Genomic DNA, 17,082 nt, shown 5'->3' with positions numbered 1-17,082 from the left:
TGGGGCGCACGAGTCTCCCTCAAACGGGGTGGAGGAGGGGAGTTTTAAACGCCTTGGGGCTATTTCCATTCCTATGGACCTTTCCCTGCACCGGGTGCTCAGCGCGTTGGAGTTGGATCGGGATGTACACATCCATCATCTCGTTGAGAGTACGGGGATGTCCGCGGATGCCATTCGCCGTGTGCTCGGAGAGCTCGAATCCCAAGGATTAGCGCGTGTGACGAGGGAAAAGGTCATCCATTGGATACTTTCTCCCACTGGTTTAGCGGCTTTGGAAAAAAATAGCCTTCCGGAACAGCGATTAGGCACTATTCTTGATCCCAAACCCCTTTCCTTGGATGACCTGCGAAATACATTCGATGGGACCACTCAAGAGTTTACCGCGGCCTTCGGCCTGGCCAAACGTTCTCAGTGGATTGAGGTGAAAGGGGATGGGGAACAGACCATGGTGGCATTAACCCATTTGGGAAAGAAATCCATCGCCAATTCACCCGTGTGGATGATGCTCCAAGCCCTCGCGCGGGACGAATTTCCTCCGCGTGATTCTCCCATTGTTGCAGAGCTTCAGGCCCGCGGTCTCATCCTCCCTAAAACCACCACCAATGAGTTGGCGCGGCTTACCCCCGATGGGAAAAAGGCGCTGGCCCAAAAAAGAATTTCGTCATCCAAACAAATAGGTCCCCTCACCCCCTCCATCCTAATGAGTGGCGATTGGAAAAAAGGGTCATTCAAACCATATGATGTCAAGGCCGGGGTGGATGAAAAACAAGTAGGCCGCATTCACCCCCTCCGCTCAGTCATTTATGACGTGCAAAAAATCATGGTGGAATTGGGTTTCCAGGAACAAGAAAGCCCGCTTGTGGAGAGCGCTTTCTGGAATATGGATGTCATGTTCATCCCCCAGGATCATCCCGCGCGGGAGATACAGGATACATTCTACCTTCCCTCCGGGAGAGCGGTGTTGCCCGACGCTCAACTCGTGAAGCGGGTGAAGGCTATGCATGAACACGGAGGGAAAACGGGTTCCACCGGCTTCGGCTATGAATGGGACCCCCGCATCGCCATGCAGCTGCTCCTGCGCACGCATGGGAGCGCGACCACCTTTCGTACGCTGGCAACAAACCTTCCCATTCCTTCCAAAACGTTTTCCATCGGACGCGTTTTCAGGAACGAGGCCATTGACCCCACTCATTTGGCGGAATTCTATCAGGTTGATGGTCTCGTCATGGGGGAGAATTTGACCTTGCGTCATCTCATGGGGGTTATCAAGGAATTCTATGCCAAGTTGGGCCTCACCCGAATAAAATTTCGCCCCACCTACAATCCCTATACTGAACCCAGCATGGAGGCCTTAGCCTTTCACCCCCGTCTCAAGATATGGGTGGAGTTAATCAATTCGGGAATATTCCGTCCCGAGACATTGGCGCCTTTGGGGATCCATGTTCCTGTTATCTCGTGGGGGTTTGGTCTGGAACGCGCCGCGTTATTCATCCATGAAAAGGCTACTCTCAAGGAAATATTGGGCCCGGAGGTGGATCTGGATTACATCCGCCACTATCCTATCACTCGTCACACCATCCCGGGAGGTAAAATGGATGGTTAATGTTGATTCTTCCCTGGATCAAATCAACGCGTACATGCGGAAGCCCATTACCCTTGACCAATTAGAGGAAGCCTTGTCCCGTTTGGGATTCGAACTCACTGAAAACAATCCAAAATGGATGAAGATGGACATCACGGCGGACCGCCCCGACATGATATCCACGGCTGGCATCGCGCGCGTGCTGAATGCTTATTTGGGGTACACAAAAGGGCTTCCACCAATCGAAAAGAAACCATCTGATTACCGCGTATTAGTAGAAAAATCGGTGCACCCCGTGCGTCCATTTACCGCTGCCATGGTCGTGCGGAACCTCCCTTTGACCCCCGAACGGTTGGAAGAATTGATTTGGGTGCAGGAGAAGATTCATGCCACCTTTGCCCGCGAGCGCAAGAAGGCGGCTATTGGAATTTATCCATTAAGAAAGATAGCCTGGCCCATTTCTTTCGTGGGATTGCCCCCTCACGATATTCTTTTCGCTCCCTTGGGGGAAGAGAAATCGCAACGCGGATCTGACATCCTTGTCAATCATCCTACCGGGAAAAAATATGCGCACCTCTTGAAGGATTTTCCCGTATATCCAGTGTTCAGGGATGCCAAGGGAAAAATCCTTTCCATGCCCCCCATTATCAATTCCCAGCACGCGGGGCAGGTTACTCCGGAAGATCGCGATTTGTTCGTGGAAGTGTCTGGCCACTATTGGCCCACCGTAAGCGTTATACTCGATATTTTGGCGCACCTATTCACGGACATGAAAGGCGACATCCATGAGGTTCAGATTCATTTTTTCAATGAACAACAGCCTCGCGTGACCCCGGAGCTGGCCACGCGCCTCGTTCCATTGGAAATCGATGTGGTCAATAGGACATTAGGAACGTCTTTCACTTCTGAGCAAGTGTCCCAATTGTTGGGGCGCATGTTGTATGGCGTGCCTAAAATGAATCCTAAGCAGGTGGTAGTGGAAGTTCCTTCCTTCCGCGTGGATGTGTTGCACCCCTTGGATTTAGTAGATGATGTGGCCCGCGCCTATGGTTTCGATAACCTTTCCCCCATGGAAGTGGCATTGTCCACCCGCGGGGGCATTCTTCCCCAAACCCAATTGAATGCCGATATCCGGTTGGCCCTCGTTGGAATGGGTTTCCAGGAAGTTATGACGGGAATCCTCACCGCGCATGCGCATCATTTCACCTCCTTTGATAGGGAGGAGTCCCCACACATCACGTTGGGCGTGGTGAAAGAGAAAGGTCTCTCGATGGTACGCAATATGCTTTACCCCGAAACCATGAGAGCATTATTGGCCAACCGTTCCAAACGATTACCATTCCGGTTGTTCGAATTGGATCAGGTGGTGGTTCCGGATTCCCATACTGAAACGGGGACGCGGACGGTGTACAAGCTCTGTACCCTCTCGGGGCATGCCTCGGCGTCATTCGAGGAGATGAAGGGCATGGTCGAAGCCCTTGCACAAGTTTTGGGCGAGAAGCCTGTTTTCGCTCCCATGGGTAACCCGACATTCATCCCTGGCCGGAGCGCCACTGTAACAATGGGCCATCGTTCCGGTTTCATGGGCGAACTCCACCCGCGCATCCTCGAACGCCTCAGTATTCCTTTTCCTATTGTGCTGTTCGAGATGAATGTAGATTGAAATAACAATAAATTAAATCAATTAATATCTTGCTTGCTTGAACGCATCACTGAATAAGTGTTGGCACAGGACGCTCGTGTCGATGTATAATGAGAACCCCCACGCGTGGGGCATCTGATCAGGATTATGGGCTGATACATGGATCGGACGAGAAAATAAAATGTGTTTAGGGAAATAGGTTGGCGTCCCTTTACTGGGCAATACTGACCTTTCCCCCAATCGCTTGTCCGGGGAGTCCTCTCTCAAACTTCACCCGCACCGCTCCGATGGTGCCATGGGGGGCCATGACCTTTCCTGAAATGATGGTATTCCCCACGCTCTTCCAGGTCACTTTCTTTCCCGCCAGCTTGGCCGCTTCCGCCCGTTTATCCAGGCCTTCTACCACAATGATATATTGGGTGGGGTGTTGGGTGTCCCGGCCGCGCCGGTAGTTCTTGATGATGCCATCCATACCCAAAAACCTCGGAAACAGTCTTTTAAAGCAATCTTTATAGGCCCATCCGCCCTTCACCTCTTTATGCTCATTGCCGGCATTGACGAAGCGGGCCGGGGACCGGCCATTGGCCCCATGGTTTTGGCCATTGCTCTTATCGATGCGGATTACGAGGAGTCATTGCGCGAGATGGGGGCGAAGGACTCCAAGGAAGTTCCCGTAAGTGAACGGGAGCGCCTGTACCCCTTGCTCCAAAAACAATTGCACCACCATGCCACTATTTCCCTTTTCCCGGGTGAGATGGATATCCTCATGGATCGTCTCTCATTGAATGAGATTGAGGCCATGAAGGCCGGGCACCTGCTCAATAACCTCCCTGACAAACCCGATTTGGTGTATGTGGATTCACCCGATCCTTTAGCGTCCCATTTTGCTCGGCGCATCCGCAGCTATCTTTCTTATCCCACTAAAATCATTGCCGAGCACAAGGCGGATGTGAATTATCCCATCGTCTCGGCCGCTTCCATTTTAGCGAAGGTAGAACGAGATGCGGCCATCAAAGTATTGCAGGAAGAATTCCATTCCTTCGGGGACATTGGCTCAGGCTACCCCCACGATGCCCGCACGATTAAATTTCTTCAAGAATATCTCGCTCGCCACCAATCCCTTCCCGCGTGTGCCCGGCAGAAGTGGGGAACCAATGTCCGGCTGGTGGATGCGTTGTTCCAGAAGAAGCTATTTTGATACTCAAAATTATTGATAGGTTTATAATCTTCCAGGGGCCTATTTGAAGTATGGCCCATACGAAAACAGGCGAGTTGGAAAAATCCAAATCCGTTGAAAAGGACGATTCCTTATTAGACGATTTTCAACATGTATTTGAGGATATCCGAAAAGGGCGTATTTATCCTTGGAAACCCCGCACTATTCCTGATACTCGTTAATTTTTTTACCGACGAAATTCTTCAGCGCTTCAAGTTGGAAAACAATTCGATGGATAGTCTCGGGCTGTCCTTTCTTGTCACTGATATCTGCTAATAGGATGGCGTGCCATTCCTCATAGACCAAAAAATATAATCGTTTTCCATTGAATTTTTTTTCACGGAAAAAAGGATACCGGATAGATTTTCCAATGAATGGCCCATTTTTAGCAATTTGGAGAATAAACCGTTCGACCCGCATCTTCTCCCATAATGGAAGAAAAGAAAATTGGCGTTGAAACCACGAAAACTCGAATATTCGGTAGGACACCATGCGCTGGTAGGAATGCGATCAGTTGAAAAAGGTAGGGAAAAATTTCAGGGGGGATCACGATAATTCTTCGGCTTGGGAGTGGTCTATTTTTCCTTCTGTCTGTAAGGATTTCATGGGCGTGACTTTCAGGGCGTGCGTGCCGAAGTATTCGGAGAATTTTTTGGTGGTGCGCAAGACATAGGATCTTCCCTTAGGTTCGCGCGACACGAATCCTTTTTCAACCAGTACTTGCAGATGTTCATACGCGGTGTTGCTCCGAACCTGAACTAATTTACTCTGGAGCAAGGGTTGTTTGTAGGCGATGAAGGCCAGCGTTTTCATTTCTCCCGGATTCAATTCACTTCCCCCCGCTAAATGCGTGACTTTCTCATCAAAGGGTGCGCGGACCTTCATTCGATAACCCCCGGTATCTTCCACAATCTCCAATGCTGTATCCTGCGCATTGAATCCCTCAATGATTCCAGGGATGAGCCCCCGCGTCTCGAGGATGGGTCGGCCGGTGACCTTGCTTAACTCCTCCACATTCAATCCCTTCGCGGACATGAACAGCGCGGCCTCGATGAGTTTTGAGGCATTACTCTTCCGGGGTAAAGAGAGCGGGGGGATTTCAGGCGAGTCCATGATTTCGGATGACCCTTCTTTTATTTCGTCATCCAGAAATTCTTTTTCAGGTGTTTCCAAACCACTGGGTGGAAGGTCATTTTCCCCAACAGGTTTATTAGAATCCTTTTTAGTGATCCATTTTCTGATCCAGCTGAGTACCATATGGATGGCACGGTCGGGGGGAATTTAATACCATGGGGAAATAGGCATTAGGTTTATATCTTTGGATACCCGCTTTGGCCTATGGATTTCTCTCACTGGGCAATAGGTTTGGGTCTCGTGATTCTTTTGGTGGGGTGTACTTCCCCACCACCGGCCACCGATTCGACTCAAGCTATTCCTCCTCCTCCATTGAATGAAGGGTTTTCTCCCGGCCCGGGTCCCTCCATTACGTTTTGCATCTCCGAGGACTTGGAAGCCAATGAAGAATGCTTTGAGAACGTTCTTGCTTCGTGCGGGAAAGCCACGGCCACATTTTGGTATACTTCGGATGGCGAACCCCTAAACTTTGAAGTGCTAAATTTAACGGAGGAGGATACCTGCCGGGTTCGCCTGTACATCGATAATAATTCCACCTCCCGGTATGCCGGGCAAACCGCCACGTGCGTGCTGGTGCGGGACGACGAAGGGTTATTCGATGCCTATGACTTGACCACCGAAACCTGCACAGGGGAATTCGTGGCGAGTATCCAGCGCGATTCCTCCAATGCGGCGGCTGAGCCACCCCCACTTCCTTCCCCGGAAGTAAAGGCTTTTTTCTTCACGGTGAATGATTCCGGCGTCCTTGGAGAACAAGTATTCGTGGTCCAGAAAGGGGATGCGGTGACATTCACCATTTCGGTGGCCACCTCCAACGTCTCCTTCGGAGGCGCCGTTATTCGGGCGCCCGCCGGGAAAGCGAGGGACATCGATGCGTTCATTTTTACCACGGGCAACCTTTCCCCTGGACAGGTGGGGGAGGTTTCCTTCATCGCGGACGAGTCGTTTTCTTTTGCCGTGTATTGGCCCTCTTCCGACATCCAGAAAGGGAAGATGGCACGCGTGGAGGTTGAGTAGCGGAAGCGCCCGTTTTTTGACACCACTTCCCCATTTCCACATAATGTGTTTTGAGGATCGTCTGCTCCCCTTGCGACGATTGCCGCACATGTTTATTAATTCGGGTCCCCGTATAGTGAGCACAGATCTTTCCATTTACCAAGGGGAAGTATGGGGACGAGGGGTGAAAAAACATGCGTTCAATGATTGATGAAGCCGTCAAGCAGAAGCAGCAAGAGTCGGATGGGGGCCGGATCGAGGAATTTTCCGTACCCAAAATTATGGTTATTGGCGCCGGGGGCGCGGGGTGTAATGCGGTCAACCGCCTGGCGAGCATGAATATCGCGGGCGCCCAATTGGTGGCCGTGAATACGGATAAGCAACATTTATCCATTATCAACGACAACATAACCAAGATTCTCATAGGAAAATCCGTCACCCGGGGTTTAGGGGCCGGCGGCTATCCTGAAGTGGGGGAGAAGGCGGCCGAGGTAAGCAAAGCCGATCTGGAATCCGTCATGCGGGGGGTGGACATGCTGTTTATCTCCGCGGGCATGGGTGGGGGCACGGGAACGGGGAGCGCCCCTGTCATCGCCCAGATTGCCAAGGAGCAGGGGGCCATCGTTATTGCCATGGTTACATATCCGTTTGCCCTCGAGCGGGCGCGCACCATTAAGGCGGAAGAAGGGATTCAGCGTCTCGCAGGAATTTGCGATACCGTAATCGTTATCGATAACAATCGCCTCGCCGAGTTGGTGCCCAATCTGCCCATCCAGGACGCCTTCCGGGTGGCGGATGAGCTTATCGCCCGGGTCGTGTCCGGGATCACCGAAACCATTACTCAACCATCCTTGATCAATCTGGATTTTGCGGATGTGCGGAGCATCATGACGGGACACGGGTTGTCCATGATCGCGGTGGGGGAGAGCAAATCCGTCAACCGTGTGGAAGAGGCGGTCGCCGACACCCTGAATAACACACTCCTGGATGTGGACATCGCCGGTGCCAAAGGCGCACTCATCCATATTACGGGGGGGTATGAGCTCACCCTGGGAGAAGCTAACAAAATAGGGGAGATGCTCACCGAGCAGTTGGACAACAACGCCACGGTTATCTGGGGCGCGCGGATCAATCCTTCCTTCGAGAACAAGATTGAGGTTATCACGGTGTTCACGGGGGTGAGGAGCCCTTTCATTTCGGCGAGCAAGCAGCCCACCCATGTCCGCGGCGTCACTCCCCGCTACGCCGGGCCCGCGCGGGATGGAATGGGGATAGATTATCTCTAACCGCACGCTTCCTCGGCACGATTTCGATGGCCGCTTTCGATCGGCCGCCCCGAACCCGGGGTATCTCTGATACCCCTGAAGAAACAGCGAAAAAACCGAACGTGCGCTCCGAGGGACGAGGGGGATTCTTCAATCCCCCGGCGGCCAAAAACGATTGAATTTGTTCCGAAGCGCTTTCGATCGTGCGTCCCGATGGACGAGGGAGGGTTACACCCTCTTGGCGGCCGAAACGGCTCATTGACGTGTGTATGTTTTCGGGTGTTCGATCGGCCGCACGCTTTCGGGTGTGCACTCCAAGGACACGAGAATAATTGTATTATTCTCCTGGACCACCCCCGGTTGCTTGAGGGATTCTCTCACTGAATTCCAAGCAATGAACCCGTGATGGGTTTCTTTTTTTTGTGTCAACCAGTCAGGCTGCTCACGAGCATCCACAATAAACTGTACCATCCCTCCCGGAGGCGACGGAAAAAATAGCGATCCCATTCTTTTCCGAAAGGGATGTATTCCGCCACCCTGTATCCGGCCTCGGAAAGGACTTTTTTCTCGCGGTCCTTGATGCCTTTGAGCATCTGGAATTCCAAATGGTTTTTAGTCTTCCCCGCGAGGGAGAGGGTGTGGTTGATGATGGTCATATCATGCGTGGCCACGGCCAACCAGACCTTTTTCTCGATGCATAAGGTGATGAGTGCCTTGAAATGATTCACCACCTCCGGGTGGCGGGTATAGGCCACGCTGGCAGACTCAGTATACGCTCCTTTCACCAGCCTGATTTTAGGGTTGTCGGGGAGGAGGGAGAGGATATCCCGCTTGGAACGCTTGAGATACGCCTGGATGCATATCCCCACATTGTCATGATGCTCGAGGAGGCGGCGGTAGATGGAGAGCGTGGCCTTCGTGTGGGCGGACGACTCCATATCAACCCACACGAGGATGCGGTGGGCATGCGCATGGCGCACAATCCGATGGACGGCGCGGAAGCATAATTCCTTATCCTCATCCAATCCGAAGCTGGTTAGTTTGAGAGACAATCCCCCCTGAATTTTGGCGTCGTGCATGCCTTCGATGACATTCATATAATCGTTGGTCGCCCGAACGATCTCCGATTTCCGGGTGGCGGCTTCCCCCAGGACATCGAATAAAGGAGTAATTCCTTCTTTTCGGCGACGCTGACCATATACCAATGCCTCATGCAGGGTTTCCCCCGCGATGAACCGGGAAGCGAAAGGAAAAAGGAGGGGCTTGTACCAGCGCATGGTGCTAGACAATTTTTTCGAGAATAAAAAAGAATGAGGAAGGAATAAGGGGAAAAACCCCCTCACTTCCCGGGGACAGTTGCCTTGGCTTTTTTGTCCAGTGTTTCCTTCCCGGGTTCCCAATCTATTTCACACAAACCCCCGGTTTGGAAGGCTTGGAGCACGCGTAATGTTTCTTTCACGCTTCTCCCTACGTCCAGATCAGACACCACTTCATACCGGACATACCCCTCCGGGTCGATGAGAAACAATCCCCGGTAGGCGATTCCCTGGTCCTCTTTCAATACTCGAAAATCCCGTGAGATGGAGTGTCGGGTGTCCGCGAGGAGGGGAAATTTGACTTCTGGCATGTCCCTTTCCACCCAGGCTTTATGGGAGTGCTTGGAATCGGTGCTCGCCCCGATCACCACGGCGTTCAATTTCTTGAATTCCTCTTCTTTTTTGGCGAAACCCCGTATTTCGGTGGGACAAACGAATGTGAAGTCCTCGGGATAGAAAAAGAGCACCACCCATTTTCCCTTGTAGTCGGATAGGCTGATGGGCTTGAAATGCCCATCCACATAGGCCTCGCTCTTGAATTCGGGGGCTTTTTGTCCCACTATACTCATGTTGCATCACCTCATCCAAAAATGGAATATACCATAGAGGGGTCCTTTCTCCATTTAAACCCTTTTTGGAACGTTCCCCTCCATTCTTTTTTAAGGGAATGGGATATTAGGTGCTGTGGAATTATCAACCGTACCAAGAGGGAGTTTGAGATGCCTGAGTTGATGAAGGTGAGCCAATTGCGCCCGCGCATGGGGAATATATTTATCGAGCTGGAAGTGGTTTCCAAGGGGGAATCCAGAGAATTCGCTTCCGCCAAAGGATCCGGAAAGGTCTGCAATGTGGCCGCCAAGGATGATACGGGGGAAGTGCAGGTGTCCCTCTGGAATGAACAAATCGACCAGGTTAATGAGGGCAACAAAATCCGCATCGAGAATGGATGGGTCTCCGAATACAAGGGTCAGCTCCAGTTGTCCACCGGGAAGTTCGGGAATCTCATGGTCATGGAATAGTCCTTTGGTCTTTGGAACAAATCTTTTTTCCCATAGGTGAATGGTTTTCCTTCCAAGGGGGTGCTTCTCTTCTTTGGTCCCCCTCCCATCTCATATCTCATAATTTGGCGCCATTCGCCTGGCCCACCAGTTTGTTTATAAATACTTGGGGTGGAGTGTGGTGTACTTTTACGCGGAGGAGCGTGAACACCATGCAGATGCTTTACGACGAAAACCCAATGGTTCGAGCCGACGACGAAGAGGTCGAGAGCGAGGAGACGGAAAATGAAGAAGAGTGGGAAGAGGACGATGAGGACACTGAGTTTGAGGATGAGGGGGAAGGGGAGGAATAGCCTCTTTCACCCGTCTTTTCTTTTTTGAAATATAACTTGTTTTAATTACCCCATCCTTAGTAACTTTTTTTTATACCCGCTCTTTTCCCCAATCATTTATAATCCGCTTTCCCCTTCATCCACCTATGGATACCCGTACTCGCGTCGATCTCATCGCGCGGGACTTTGAAGAGGTGTTGACCCGCGATGATCTCGTGCACGCGGTCGAAAATGGAATGCCCCTCGAACACTACATTGGCTTCGAGATCTCCGGCCAACCCCATATCGGGGCCGCGCTCTCGACGATGCATCACCTGAATCATTTCCACCAGGCCAAGGTAAACACCCGCATCTTCCTCGCGGATTGGCATGCCTGGATCAATGACAAATTGGGAGGGGATAAGGAAGCTATTTCCAAAGTGGGGAAAGGCTATTTCACTCAGTGCTTTGTGGCCGCTGCGAAAGCCACGCGGACGGATGTTTCCAAAATAAAATTTGTCCTGGGGAGCGAAATATACCATCACCAGGATGAGTATTGGGAGACGGTTCTGGATGTGGCCAAACATACAACCCTATCCCGCATGCAGCGTTCCACGACTATTATGGGCCGCCGGGAGGGCGAGCAGATGGATTTTGCCAAACTCATCTATCCCGCCATGCAGGTGGCGGATATTTATTTTCAGAAGCTAACCCTCATGCACGCGGGAATGGACCAGCGCAAAGCCCATGTGATTGCCCGCGAGGTAGCGCACAAGCTCCAATACCATTCTATTTCCCATCAAGGAGAAACATTTTCCCCCATTGCCCTGCATCAGCACCTCGTATTGGGATTGCAGAAACCCCCCGTCTGGCCCATTCCTCCAGGTAAGAAACGCGAGGTCCAGTCCGAAGCTAAGATGTCAAAATCCGTACAGGGAAGCGCCATCTTCCTGGATGATTCCGAAGAAGAAATCAGAAAAAAGCTCGCGCAGGCATTCTGCATGGAGAAGGAAATTAGCTATAACCCCGTTCTGGATTGGGCCAAACATCTCGTCTTCCCTTTCACGGACGCATTAGCCATCGAGCGTCCCGCCAAGTTCGGGGGCAACATCACCTATCCTGCTTATGCGTCCCTGGAAGCGGATTTTGCCTCGGGAAAACTGCACCCCATGGACCTCAAGAACGGCGTGGCCGAGGCCCTTATTGCTATTCTGGCCCCCGCCCGTCGCCATCTCACGAGTTCCCATTCCCTTAAGCTCAAGGAAGAGTTCCTCCAGCTCAAGGTAACACGTTGAGCCAATGGCGCCCTTTTTATAGTCCAATTCTCCTTCCCTGCTTATGTCCTACTACACCAACCTTTTCCTTCGTCCCAAGGAGGCCGTTTCATTCGCCTATGATCACCCTTCCCTCCTTCGCTCCATAGGATTCATCCTCCTGGGCACCCTCGCTGGAATACTGGCTTCGCTCCTCTTCACGGGATCCTTGTTCCCCGATCTCATTTTGATGTCATTAATTGGAGATTTATTGAAATGGATAATCGGCGGTCTGCTCTTGGTGCTCCTGGGGTTGCTCTGGAAGGTTCCTGTTACCAAAGATGGGGTGCTCCGCGCCTTGACGATGTTCGCCCAGCTCAACTACTATGGCTTCTTCCTCTTTCTCATCCTGGGCATCATCCTTCCCCTCATTGCGGTGCCCGGTCTTCTATCAGCTACGCAGCAATTCAGCCAGGGCCTCATCGGGGAACAGGAGTTCAATGCGGCCATATTCGACGCCCTTTCGTCCCCTGAAATCCCATGGTTAGTCATCCCCTTCCTCCTATTGGCCGGGATTCTATTCTTGTATATGATATATGTCCTCTTCCTCTCGGTTCAGAAATATTTGAATACGACGGTGTTCAAATCCGTGCTCGCCATGATCGTGCTCATTGGGGTGCAAAGCGTGATTGTCTTCATCCTGAACGGCGGATTGTGATCAGATTCATTCGGGCTTTTTAGAAAAAAGTTCGGGGAAAAAGGTGGATACCTCGCCCTTCAGGGCGACATTCGTCGCCCATTGTTTGGCGAGCGAACACGCGAGCAAGTGACGTTTTCTATTTGTCGGATACCCCACCCTTTAGGGTGGGGAGGAAGTCATTTCTCTGGAATTCGGTATTCGAAAAGTAGAATAGGGGGTTCGCTATAATCCCCCGATCGAATATTTCCGGTTTGGATAAAACCCATTTGAGTGAAAAATGAGATCGAAGCGGCATTATCGGCCTCGATAGCGGCCTGCAGAAATGCCACTTTCTTTTCTGGAAGAAGGTGATTGTGGATACGGGCCATGTTTACTAATTGTCGCACCAGTTTGGTGGCGATCCCATGGCGACGATAGTCCATCACATCTACATTTATTTTCCAGAATCGTTCACCATTCTTTTTCCTTTCAATAGAATAGAGGATGCGGGCAACGGGTTTTCTCCCCAATTCCACCACAATACCCCGATGTTTTAACCCTAGCACGTTGGGATCGGCCCGGAAGTGCAGTTGACTGCGCAATAGATTCCTATTCGCGAAAGGCAATGGCAGTTGCTCGCGCGGGGAAAATTTTTCGGATCGATTGGGTTTTCCCCCCCGATTTCCGGGTTTTCCATGGGAGCCGGCCATATTCCCACGTATCGAATCCATCTTTAAATGCTCATGGGGTGTGGGGAAGGTATGCCACCCCCCCATTTCCCTCTCACGCTGTATAACACCCTCTCCCGCTCCAAGCAGGAATTTGTTCCCCTCCACGTGGGAAAAGTGGGGCTGTATGCCTGCGGGCCCACCGTATACCACTTCATGCACATTGGTAATTTCCGGGCGTATATCGCATGGGACCTATTGCGCCGGGTCCTCGAGCGGCAGAAATACAAGGTGACGCATGTGATGAACATCACGGATGTAGGGCACTTGGTGAGCGATGATGATATGGGGGAGGATAAGATGGAAAAGGCCGCGCGAGGGGAGAAGAAGTCCCCCCCCGCCATAGCGGCATTCTACACCCAGATTTTTCTCTCGGATATGGAAAAACTGCGTCTCCTTCCCCCTCATTTCCTGCCGAAAGCCACAGATCATATTCCCGAGATGATAACCCTCATCACGAGGCTGGAGAAAAAAGGCTATACCTACACAACCCCTCAAGCGGTCTATTTCAATGTCCAGAAATTCCCCGGATACGGGAAACTTTCTCGGCAATCCCTATCTGAATTGCAGGCTGTAAGAGCGGACGTCACGCGCGATCCGGACAAGAAGCATCCGGCTGATTTTAGGTTGTGGCAGCTGAATCAACCCTCGCACGCCATGCAATGGGATTCCCCCTGGGGAAAAGGATATCCGGGTTGGCATATTGAATGCTCCGCGATGAGCATGAAGTATTTGGGGGAAACCTTTGATATTCACACTGGGGGAATGGACCATATCCCCATCCACCATACCAATGAGATCGCCCAGAGCGAGGCGGCGACGGGAAAGAAGTACGTGCACTATTGGCTCCATAATGCCTTCATCCAGATTGACAAATCCAAGATGGCTAAATCCAAAAAGAATTTCTTTACTATCTCCGATCTTGAGAAGAAAGGGTTTGATGCATTGGACTACCGTTACCTCCTCCTCACCACCCATTATCGAAGCGAGCTCAATTTCACGTGGGATTCGCTGGAGGCCGCAAAAACCGCGCGCTCAAAATGGAATGGGTTCATTCGTCGGTTACGGAAATACGCAAACAAAATCTCAGTTCATCCTATCAAAAAAATCATTTCCGAAACCTGGGAAACCTTCGATGCCTTCCTCTCGGACGACTTGAACACACCGCAAGCGGTGGCTTCCCTGTCGGATTTCCAGCGATTGGCCAATACATGGATGGAAAAAATGGAAATAAGCAAATCCGACGCGCGCCTAATTCTAGATTTCCTAAAGAAGGCGGATCAGATGTTGGGGATATTCGATTTCAAGCAGGAAGAAATTCCTATCCCAGGTTATGTCCTCGCCCTCGCCAAAAAACGCCAAGAGGCTCGGGAAACGAAGGATTGGAAGCGCGCCGATTCCTTGCGAAAAGAGATTGAAAAGGAAGGGTATGTCGTTTCGGATACGAAGGATGGATTTGAATTAGTTCCTTCGATTAATCCGAATCCGCAGCAATAGGCTTTATTTTTTTAGGGTCCACTTTTTGCAAGCTGGCCCGCATGAGCCGCTGATCGAGTGCGCGGAGCTGTTCCACAATGGGGTTGCGGGAATTCAATTTGTACAGCATGGCTTTGCCCACCTTCCGCGTGGGAGCAACGATCTGCTCCCTTTCCAATTGGTTCCAGAACGTATCCAAGGTGTTCCAGGAAACATTCGAATAGCGGCAGATGTCCTTCTTGGAGTAGTCGAACGCATCGTTTTCCAGCAGGAAATCGAGGACGCGGATGAAGGGGTAGTCGCCAAAGAATTCCACGAAAAGGGATGGGTCGTTGGATGCGCCTGGTGTTGATTTACCCGTTTGCATACGGAACTTTACTCTCCTTAAGTTTAAATAATAATCTCTTAACGTTTCAAATGATGAAACTTTCACCCCTTGAGATTCGGAAAAGGATTCTGATCAAAATGGTGCGCCACGCCTGGTGGGGAGGGAAACACACGGCGTATGATAATATCCCGCGGGGATTTCCCAAAGACTTGTGGAAGGATATCCGTATGGCCCTCGACGGGCTGATAAAAGAAGGTCTTATCCTGACCAAGCCCACGGGGTACGGGTTGCACGTTTCCCTTAATGTCCATCGGAAAGCGGATATCGAGCAGATGGTTTTTCCGGGCGATTCGTGAGCTTTTTAAGCTCCTTCTCGATGGTTAGGCATGGCCGATTTCTCCCTGCTGCTCAACATGGGCTTCATGGTCATCGCGGCCGCCTTTTCCCTCTATATTGCCAAGATATTCAAGCAGCCAGCCCTCATGGGTTATCTTCTAGCCGGGGTCATCATTGGTCCCATCGGATTAGGGGTGCTCTCGGACCCGGAAGAGATTGCCTTGCTTTCCGAGTTGGGAATTATCTTCCTTCTTTTCACTATTGGAGCGGAAACGGATTTCTTGAAATTTCTCCGGAATGGTTCAACTATTCTGCTAGGGGGCATCGCCCAGGTTTCCCTCACTATCCTTCTTGCTTTTTTCATCTTTCCCCAACTGGGAATCACCGGCACTCTATACGTGGGATTAGCCCTGGCACTCTCCTCCACCATGGTGGTGATTCGGGTGCTCCAAAACAGGAAGGTGTTGCAATCCCTGCATGGTCAACTCATGTTAGGTTTTCTCCTGGTTCAGGATGTCGCGGTCATCGTGGCGTTGCCCATTCTCGCTGCCAACCAGGCCATTACATTCGATTTAATCCAATTCCTTTTCCTAAAAGGAGTTTTCCTCATCGCCCTCGTGGGGGTGCTCTCGCATGCTATTTTTCCCCGCCTCTATCGCATCGCGGCCAATTCCTCTGAGTTGCTCTATCTCACAGCCCTCGCCACGTGCTTCGGGTTCATTGGCATCGCTTACCTGCTGAATATTTCCCTTGCCATCGGGGCGTTCCTCGCGGGATTGGCCATTGCCCAGCTCCCCTACAACCTGGAGGCTATCTCCTCCATCCGGGGATTACGGGATTTCTTCGTGATGATTTTCTTTGTATCTCTGGGTTCTCAATTAACCGGTATCCCTTCCACGATTACCCTTGGTTTGGTTGGCATTCTCGTGCTCTTCGTCTTCGTCCTCAAACCCCTGATTCTCTATATCCTCACCCAGCTCGCGGGATATGGTTCTCAAACAGCCGGGAAGGTCGCCTTTGGCATGGGTCAGATGTCAGAGTTCTCCCTCATCCTCCTCACTCAAGGGTTTATTTCAGGGGCCGTGCCTCGGGATCTCTTTGAGATGCTCCTCTTCCTCGCGGCCTTCTCCATGGCCGTGACGCCCTACTACATGGATTTCGGTCCCCGTTTCCAGGGTTGGCTGAAAAAAGTTCTTCCCGTGAAGGTGTTTTCCCATTTCCCTATATTCGCTCGCCGAGTGGAGGCCATGCAGCATGTAGATGAGAAAAGGCTGGATGACCATATTATTATCCTCGGGGGAGGACGAGTAGGGAAATACCTGGCGTTCGGCCTCCACCGAAAAAATCACGTGTTGGTCATCGACCACGATCCCCAGGAAGTGGCCTACCTTAGAGCCAAGAAGGTGCCCGCGATCTATGGGAATGCCCATTCCACCGAGATATTGGAGAATGTGCATGCGGATAAGGCCAAATTACTCATTATAGTTATTCCCGACATCCCGGAAGCCATGTACATCACGGATTACGTGAAACACTATTTTCCCCGCCTCAAGATTTTCGTGAAAGCCAATTATTACGAGGAGGCCATGAAGCTCTATAAGCTGGGAGCGGATTACGTGGTCCTCACCGAAATCATCGGGGGCAAATCATTCATGGAGAATGTGAATTTCTTCCTCCGTAAAGGCCGCCCCATGACGATCCCCAACATGGTCAAGCTGAAAGAGCAAATCTACCGCGAGCGGGAATTGCATCATGTGCGGAATGACTTGTGAGAAAATGGGTTCTTTTCCCCATTGGAGGAATAAAAACTACAAATTATTTT

At 51.3% G+C, this 17,082-nt stretch carries 19 protein-coding genes; 12 read left to right on the top strand and 7 right to left on the bottom strand.

From position 1 onward, the window contains the following. Positions 1-73 precede the first annotated feature (73 nt). Together Q8P05_01230 and pheT are read left to right on the top strand one after the other, a co-directional pair. Positions 74-1,603, top strand: a complete 1,530-nt coding sequence (locus Q8P05_01230) for a phenylalanine--tRNA ligase subunit alpha (GenBank protein MDP2666107.1) — start codon at positions 74-76, stop codon at positions 1,601-1,603. Next, entirely contained in the window at positions 1,596-3,245 is a 1,650-nt protein-coding gene (gene pheT / locus Q8P05_01225) for a phenylalanine--tRNA ligase subunit beta (GenBank protein ID MDP2666106.1), read from the top strand. Before Q8P05_01230 ends, pheT begins: the two co-directional genes overlap by 8 nt. A 190-nt stretch (positions 3,246-3,435) precedes the next feature. On the opposite strand, the gene Q8P05_01220 is transcribed toward pheT, so the two are convergent. Continuing rightward, positions 3,436-3,696 carry a 50S ribosomal protein L35ae gene (locus tag Q8P05_01220; GenBank protein ID MDP2666105.1) on the bottom strand — a complete coding sequence of 87 codons (261 nt, stop codon included), beginning with the start codon at positions 3,694-3,696 and terminating at the stop codon, positions 3,436-3,438. 66 nt (positions 3,697-3,762) lie between these two features. On the opposite strand from Q8P05_01220, the gene rnhB reads away from it, so the two are divergent. Next, positions 3,763-4,422 (top strand): ribonuclease HII, encoded by a 660-nt coding sequence (gene rnhB / locus Q8P05_01215; protein MDP2666104.1) that lies wholly within the window; start codon positions 3,763-3,765, stop codon positions 4,420-4,422. A 180-nt stretch (positions 4,423-4,602) separates the two neighbouring features. On the opposite strand, the gene Q8P05_01210 is transcribed toward rnhB, so the two are convergent. Beyond that, positions 4,603-4,932: a hypothetical protein gene (locus Q8P05_01210; protein ID MDP2666103.1), complete on the bottom strand. Its 330-nt coding sequence runs from the start codon at positions 4,930-4,932 to the stop codon at positions 4,603-4,605. A 54-nt stretch (positions 4,933-4,986) separates the two neighbouring features. Then, positions 4,987-5,697 carry an SMC-Scp complex subunit ScpB gene (gene scpB, locus Q8P05_01205; protein MDP2666102.1) on the bottom strand — a complete coding sequence of 237 codons (711 nt, stop codon included), beginning with the start codon at positions 5,695-5,697 and terminating at the stop codon, positions 4,987-4,989. An 81-nt stretch (positions 5,698-5,778) separates the two neighbouring features. Between scpB and Q8P05_01200 the strand changes: the two genes are divergently transcribed. Further along, complete coding sequence (locus Q8P05_01200) at positions 5,779-6,591, top strand: hypothetical protein (protein ID MDP2666101.1); 813 nt, start codon at positions 5,779-5,781, stop codon at positions 6,589-6,591. A gap of 173 nt (positions 6,592-6,764) precedes the next feature. Next, the gene (ftsZ, locus tag Q8P05_01195) at positions 6,765-7,856 is read left to right on the top strand and encodes a cell division protein FtsZ (GenBank protein MDP2666100.1); all 1,092 of its coding nucleotides are present in this window, start codon (positions 6,765-6,767) and stop codon (positions 7,854-7,856) included. Between the two features lie 404 nt (positions 7,857-8,260). Here ftsZ and Q8P05_01190 read toward each other — a convergent pair whose 3' ends face one another. Then, the gene (locus Q8P05_01190) at positions 8,261-9,112 is read right to left on the bottom strand and encodes a proline dehydrogenase family protein (protein MDP2666099.1); all 852 of its coding nucleotides are present in this window, start codon (positions 9,110-9,112) and stop codon (positions 8,261-8,263) included. Positions 9,113-9,174: 62 nt separating this feature from the next. Continuing rightward, the gene (locus Q8P05_01185) at positions 9,175-9,720 is read right to left on the bottom strand and encodes a peroxiredoxin (protein ID MDP2666098.1); all 546 of its coding nucleotides are present in this window, start codon (positions 9,718-9,720) and stop codon (positions 9,175-9,177) included. Between the two features lie 150 nt (positions 9,721-9,870). Between Q8P05_01185 and Q8P05_01180 the strand changes: the two genes are divergently transcribed. The 4 genes from Q8P05_01180 to Q8P05_01165 all read left to right on the top strand — a co-directional run bounded on the left by Q8P05_01180 (position 9,871) and on the right by Q8P05_01165 (position 12,431). Beyond that, positions 9,871-10,170, top strand: a complete 300-nt coding sequence (locus tag Q8P05_01180) for an OB-fold nucleic acid binding domain-containing protein (GenBank protein ID MDP2666097.1) — start codon at positions 9,871-9,873, stop codon at positions 10,168-10,170. Between the two features lie 191 nt (positions 10,171-10,361). Beyond that, positions 10,362-10,502, top strand: coding sequence for a hypothetical protein (locus Q8P05_01175; GenBank protein ID MDP2666096.1), 141 nt, complete (start codon positions 10,362-10,364; stop codon positions 10,500-10,502). 125 nt (positions 10,503-10,627) lie between these two features. Further along, positions 10,628-11,755: a tyrosine--tRNA ligase gene (locus Q8P05_01170; GenBank protein MDP2666095.1), complete on the top strand. Its 1,128-nt coding sequence runs from the start codon at positions 10,628-10,630 to the stop codon at positions 11,753-11,755. A gap of 43 nt (positions 11,756-11,798) precedes the next feature. Continuing rightward, on the top strand, positions 11,799-12,431 hold the full coding sequence (locus tag Q8P05_01165; protein MDP2666094.1) for a hypothetical protein: 633 nt from the start codon (positions 11,799-11,801) through the stop codon (positions 12,429-12,431). 158 nt (positions 12,432-12,589) lie between these two features. On the opposite strand, the gene Q8P05_01160 is transcribed toward Q8P05_01165, so the two are convergent. Continuing rightward, a complete protein-coding gene (locus Q8P05_01160; protein MDP2666093.1) occupies positions 12,590-13,102 on the bottom strand; it encodes a GNAT family N-acetyltransferase in 513 nt (170 codons plus the stop codon). A gap of 51 nt (positions 13,103-13,153) precedes the next feature. On the opposite strand from Q8P05_01160, the gene cysS reads away from it, so the two are divergent. Continuing rightward, positions 13,154-14,617 carry a cysteine--tRNA ligase gene (gene cysS / locus Q8P05_01155; GenBank protein MDP2666092.1) on the top strand — a complete coding sequence of 488 codons (1,464 nt, stop codon included), beginning with the start codon at positions 13,154-13,156 and terminating at the stop codon, positions 14,615-14,617. Here the strand turns inward: cysS and Q8P05_01150 are convergent. Beyond that, positions 14,595-14,963 carry a hypothetical protein gene (locus Q8P05_01150; protein ID MDP2666091.1) on the bottom strand — a complete coding sequence of 123 codons (369 nt, stop codon included), beginning with the start codon at positions 14,961-14,963 and terminating at the stop codon, positions 14,595-14,597. The two genes, cysS and Q8P05_01150, sit on opposite strands and share 23 nt — an antisense overlap. A 53-nt stretch (positions 14,964-15,016) precedes the next feature. Here Q8P05_01150 and Q8P05_01145 point away from each other — a divergent pair, with 53 nt between their 5' ends. Both Q8P05_01145 and Q8P05_01140 read left to right on the top strand, forming a co-directional pair. Further along, the gene (locus tag Q8P05_01145; GenBank protein ID MDP2666090.1) at positions 15,017-15,280 is read left to right on the top strand and encodes a hypothetical protein; all 264 of its coding nucleotides are present in this window, start codon (positions 15,017-15,019) and stop codon (positions 15,278-15,280) included. 30 nt (positions 15,281-15,310) lie between these two features. Further along, positions 15,311-17,032 (top strand): cation:proton antiporter, encoded by a 1,722-nt coding sequence (locus tag Q8P05_01140; protein MDP2666089.1) that lies wholly within the window; start codon positions 15,311-15,313, stop codon positions 17,030-17,032. Positions 17,033-17,082: the final 50 nt, after the last annotated feature.

It is taken from the genome of Candidatus Diapherotrites archaeon (assembly GCA_030688545.1).
Lineage (GTDB): Archaea > Iainarchaeota > Iainarchaeia > Iainarchaeales > VGJJ01 > VGJJ01.
Note: the sequence above shows the minus strand (reverse complement) of the source record. Positions and strands in the feature narration are given on the sequence as shown.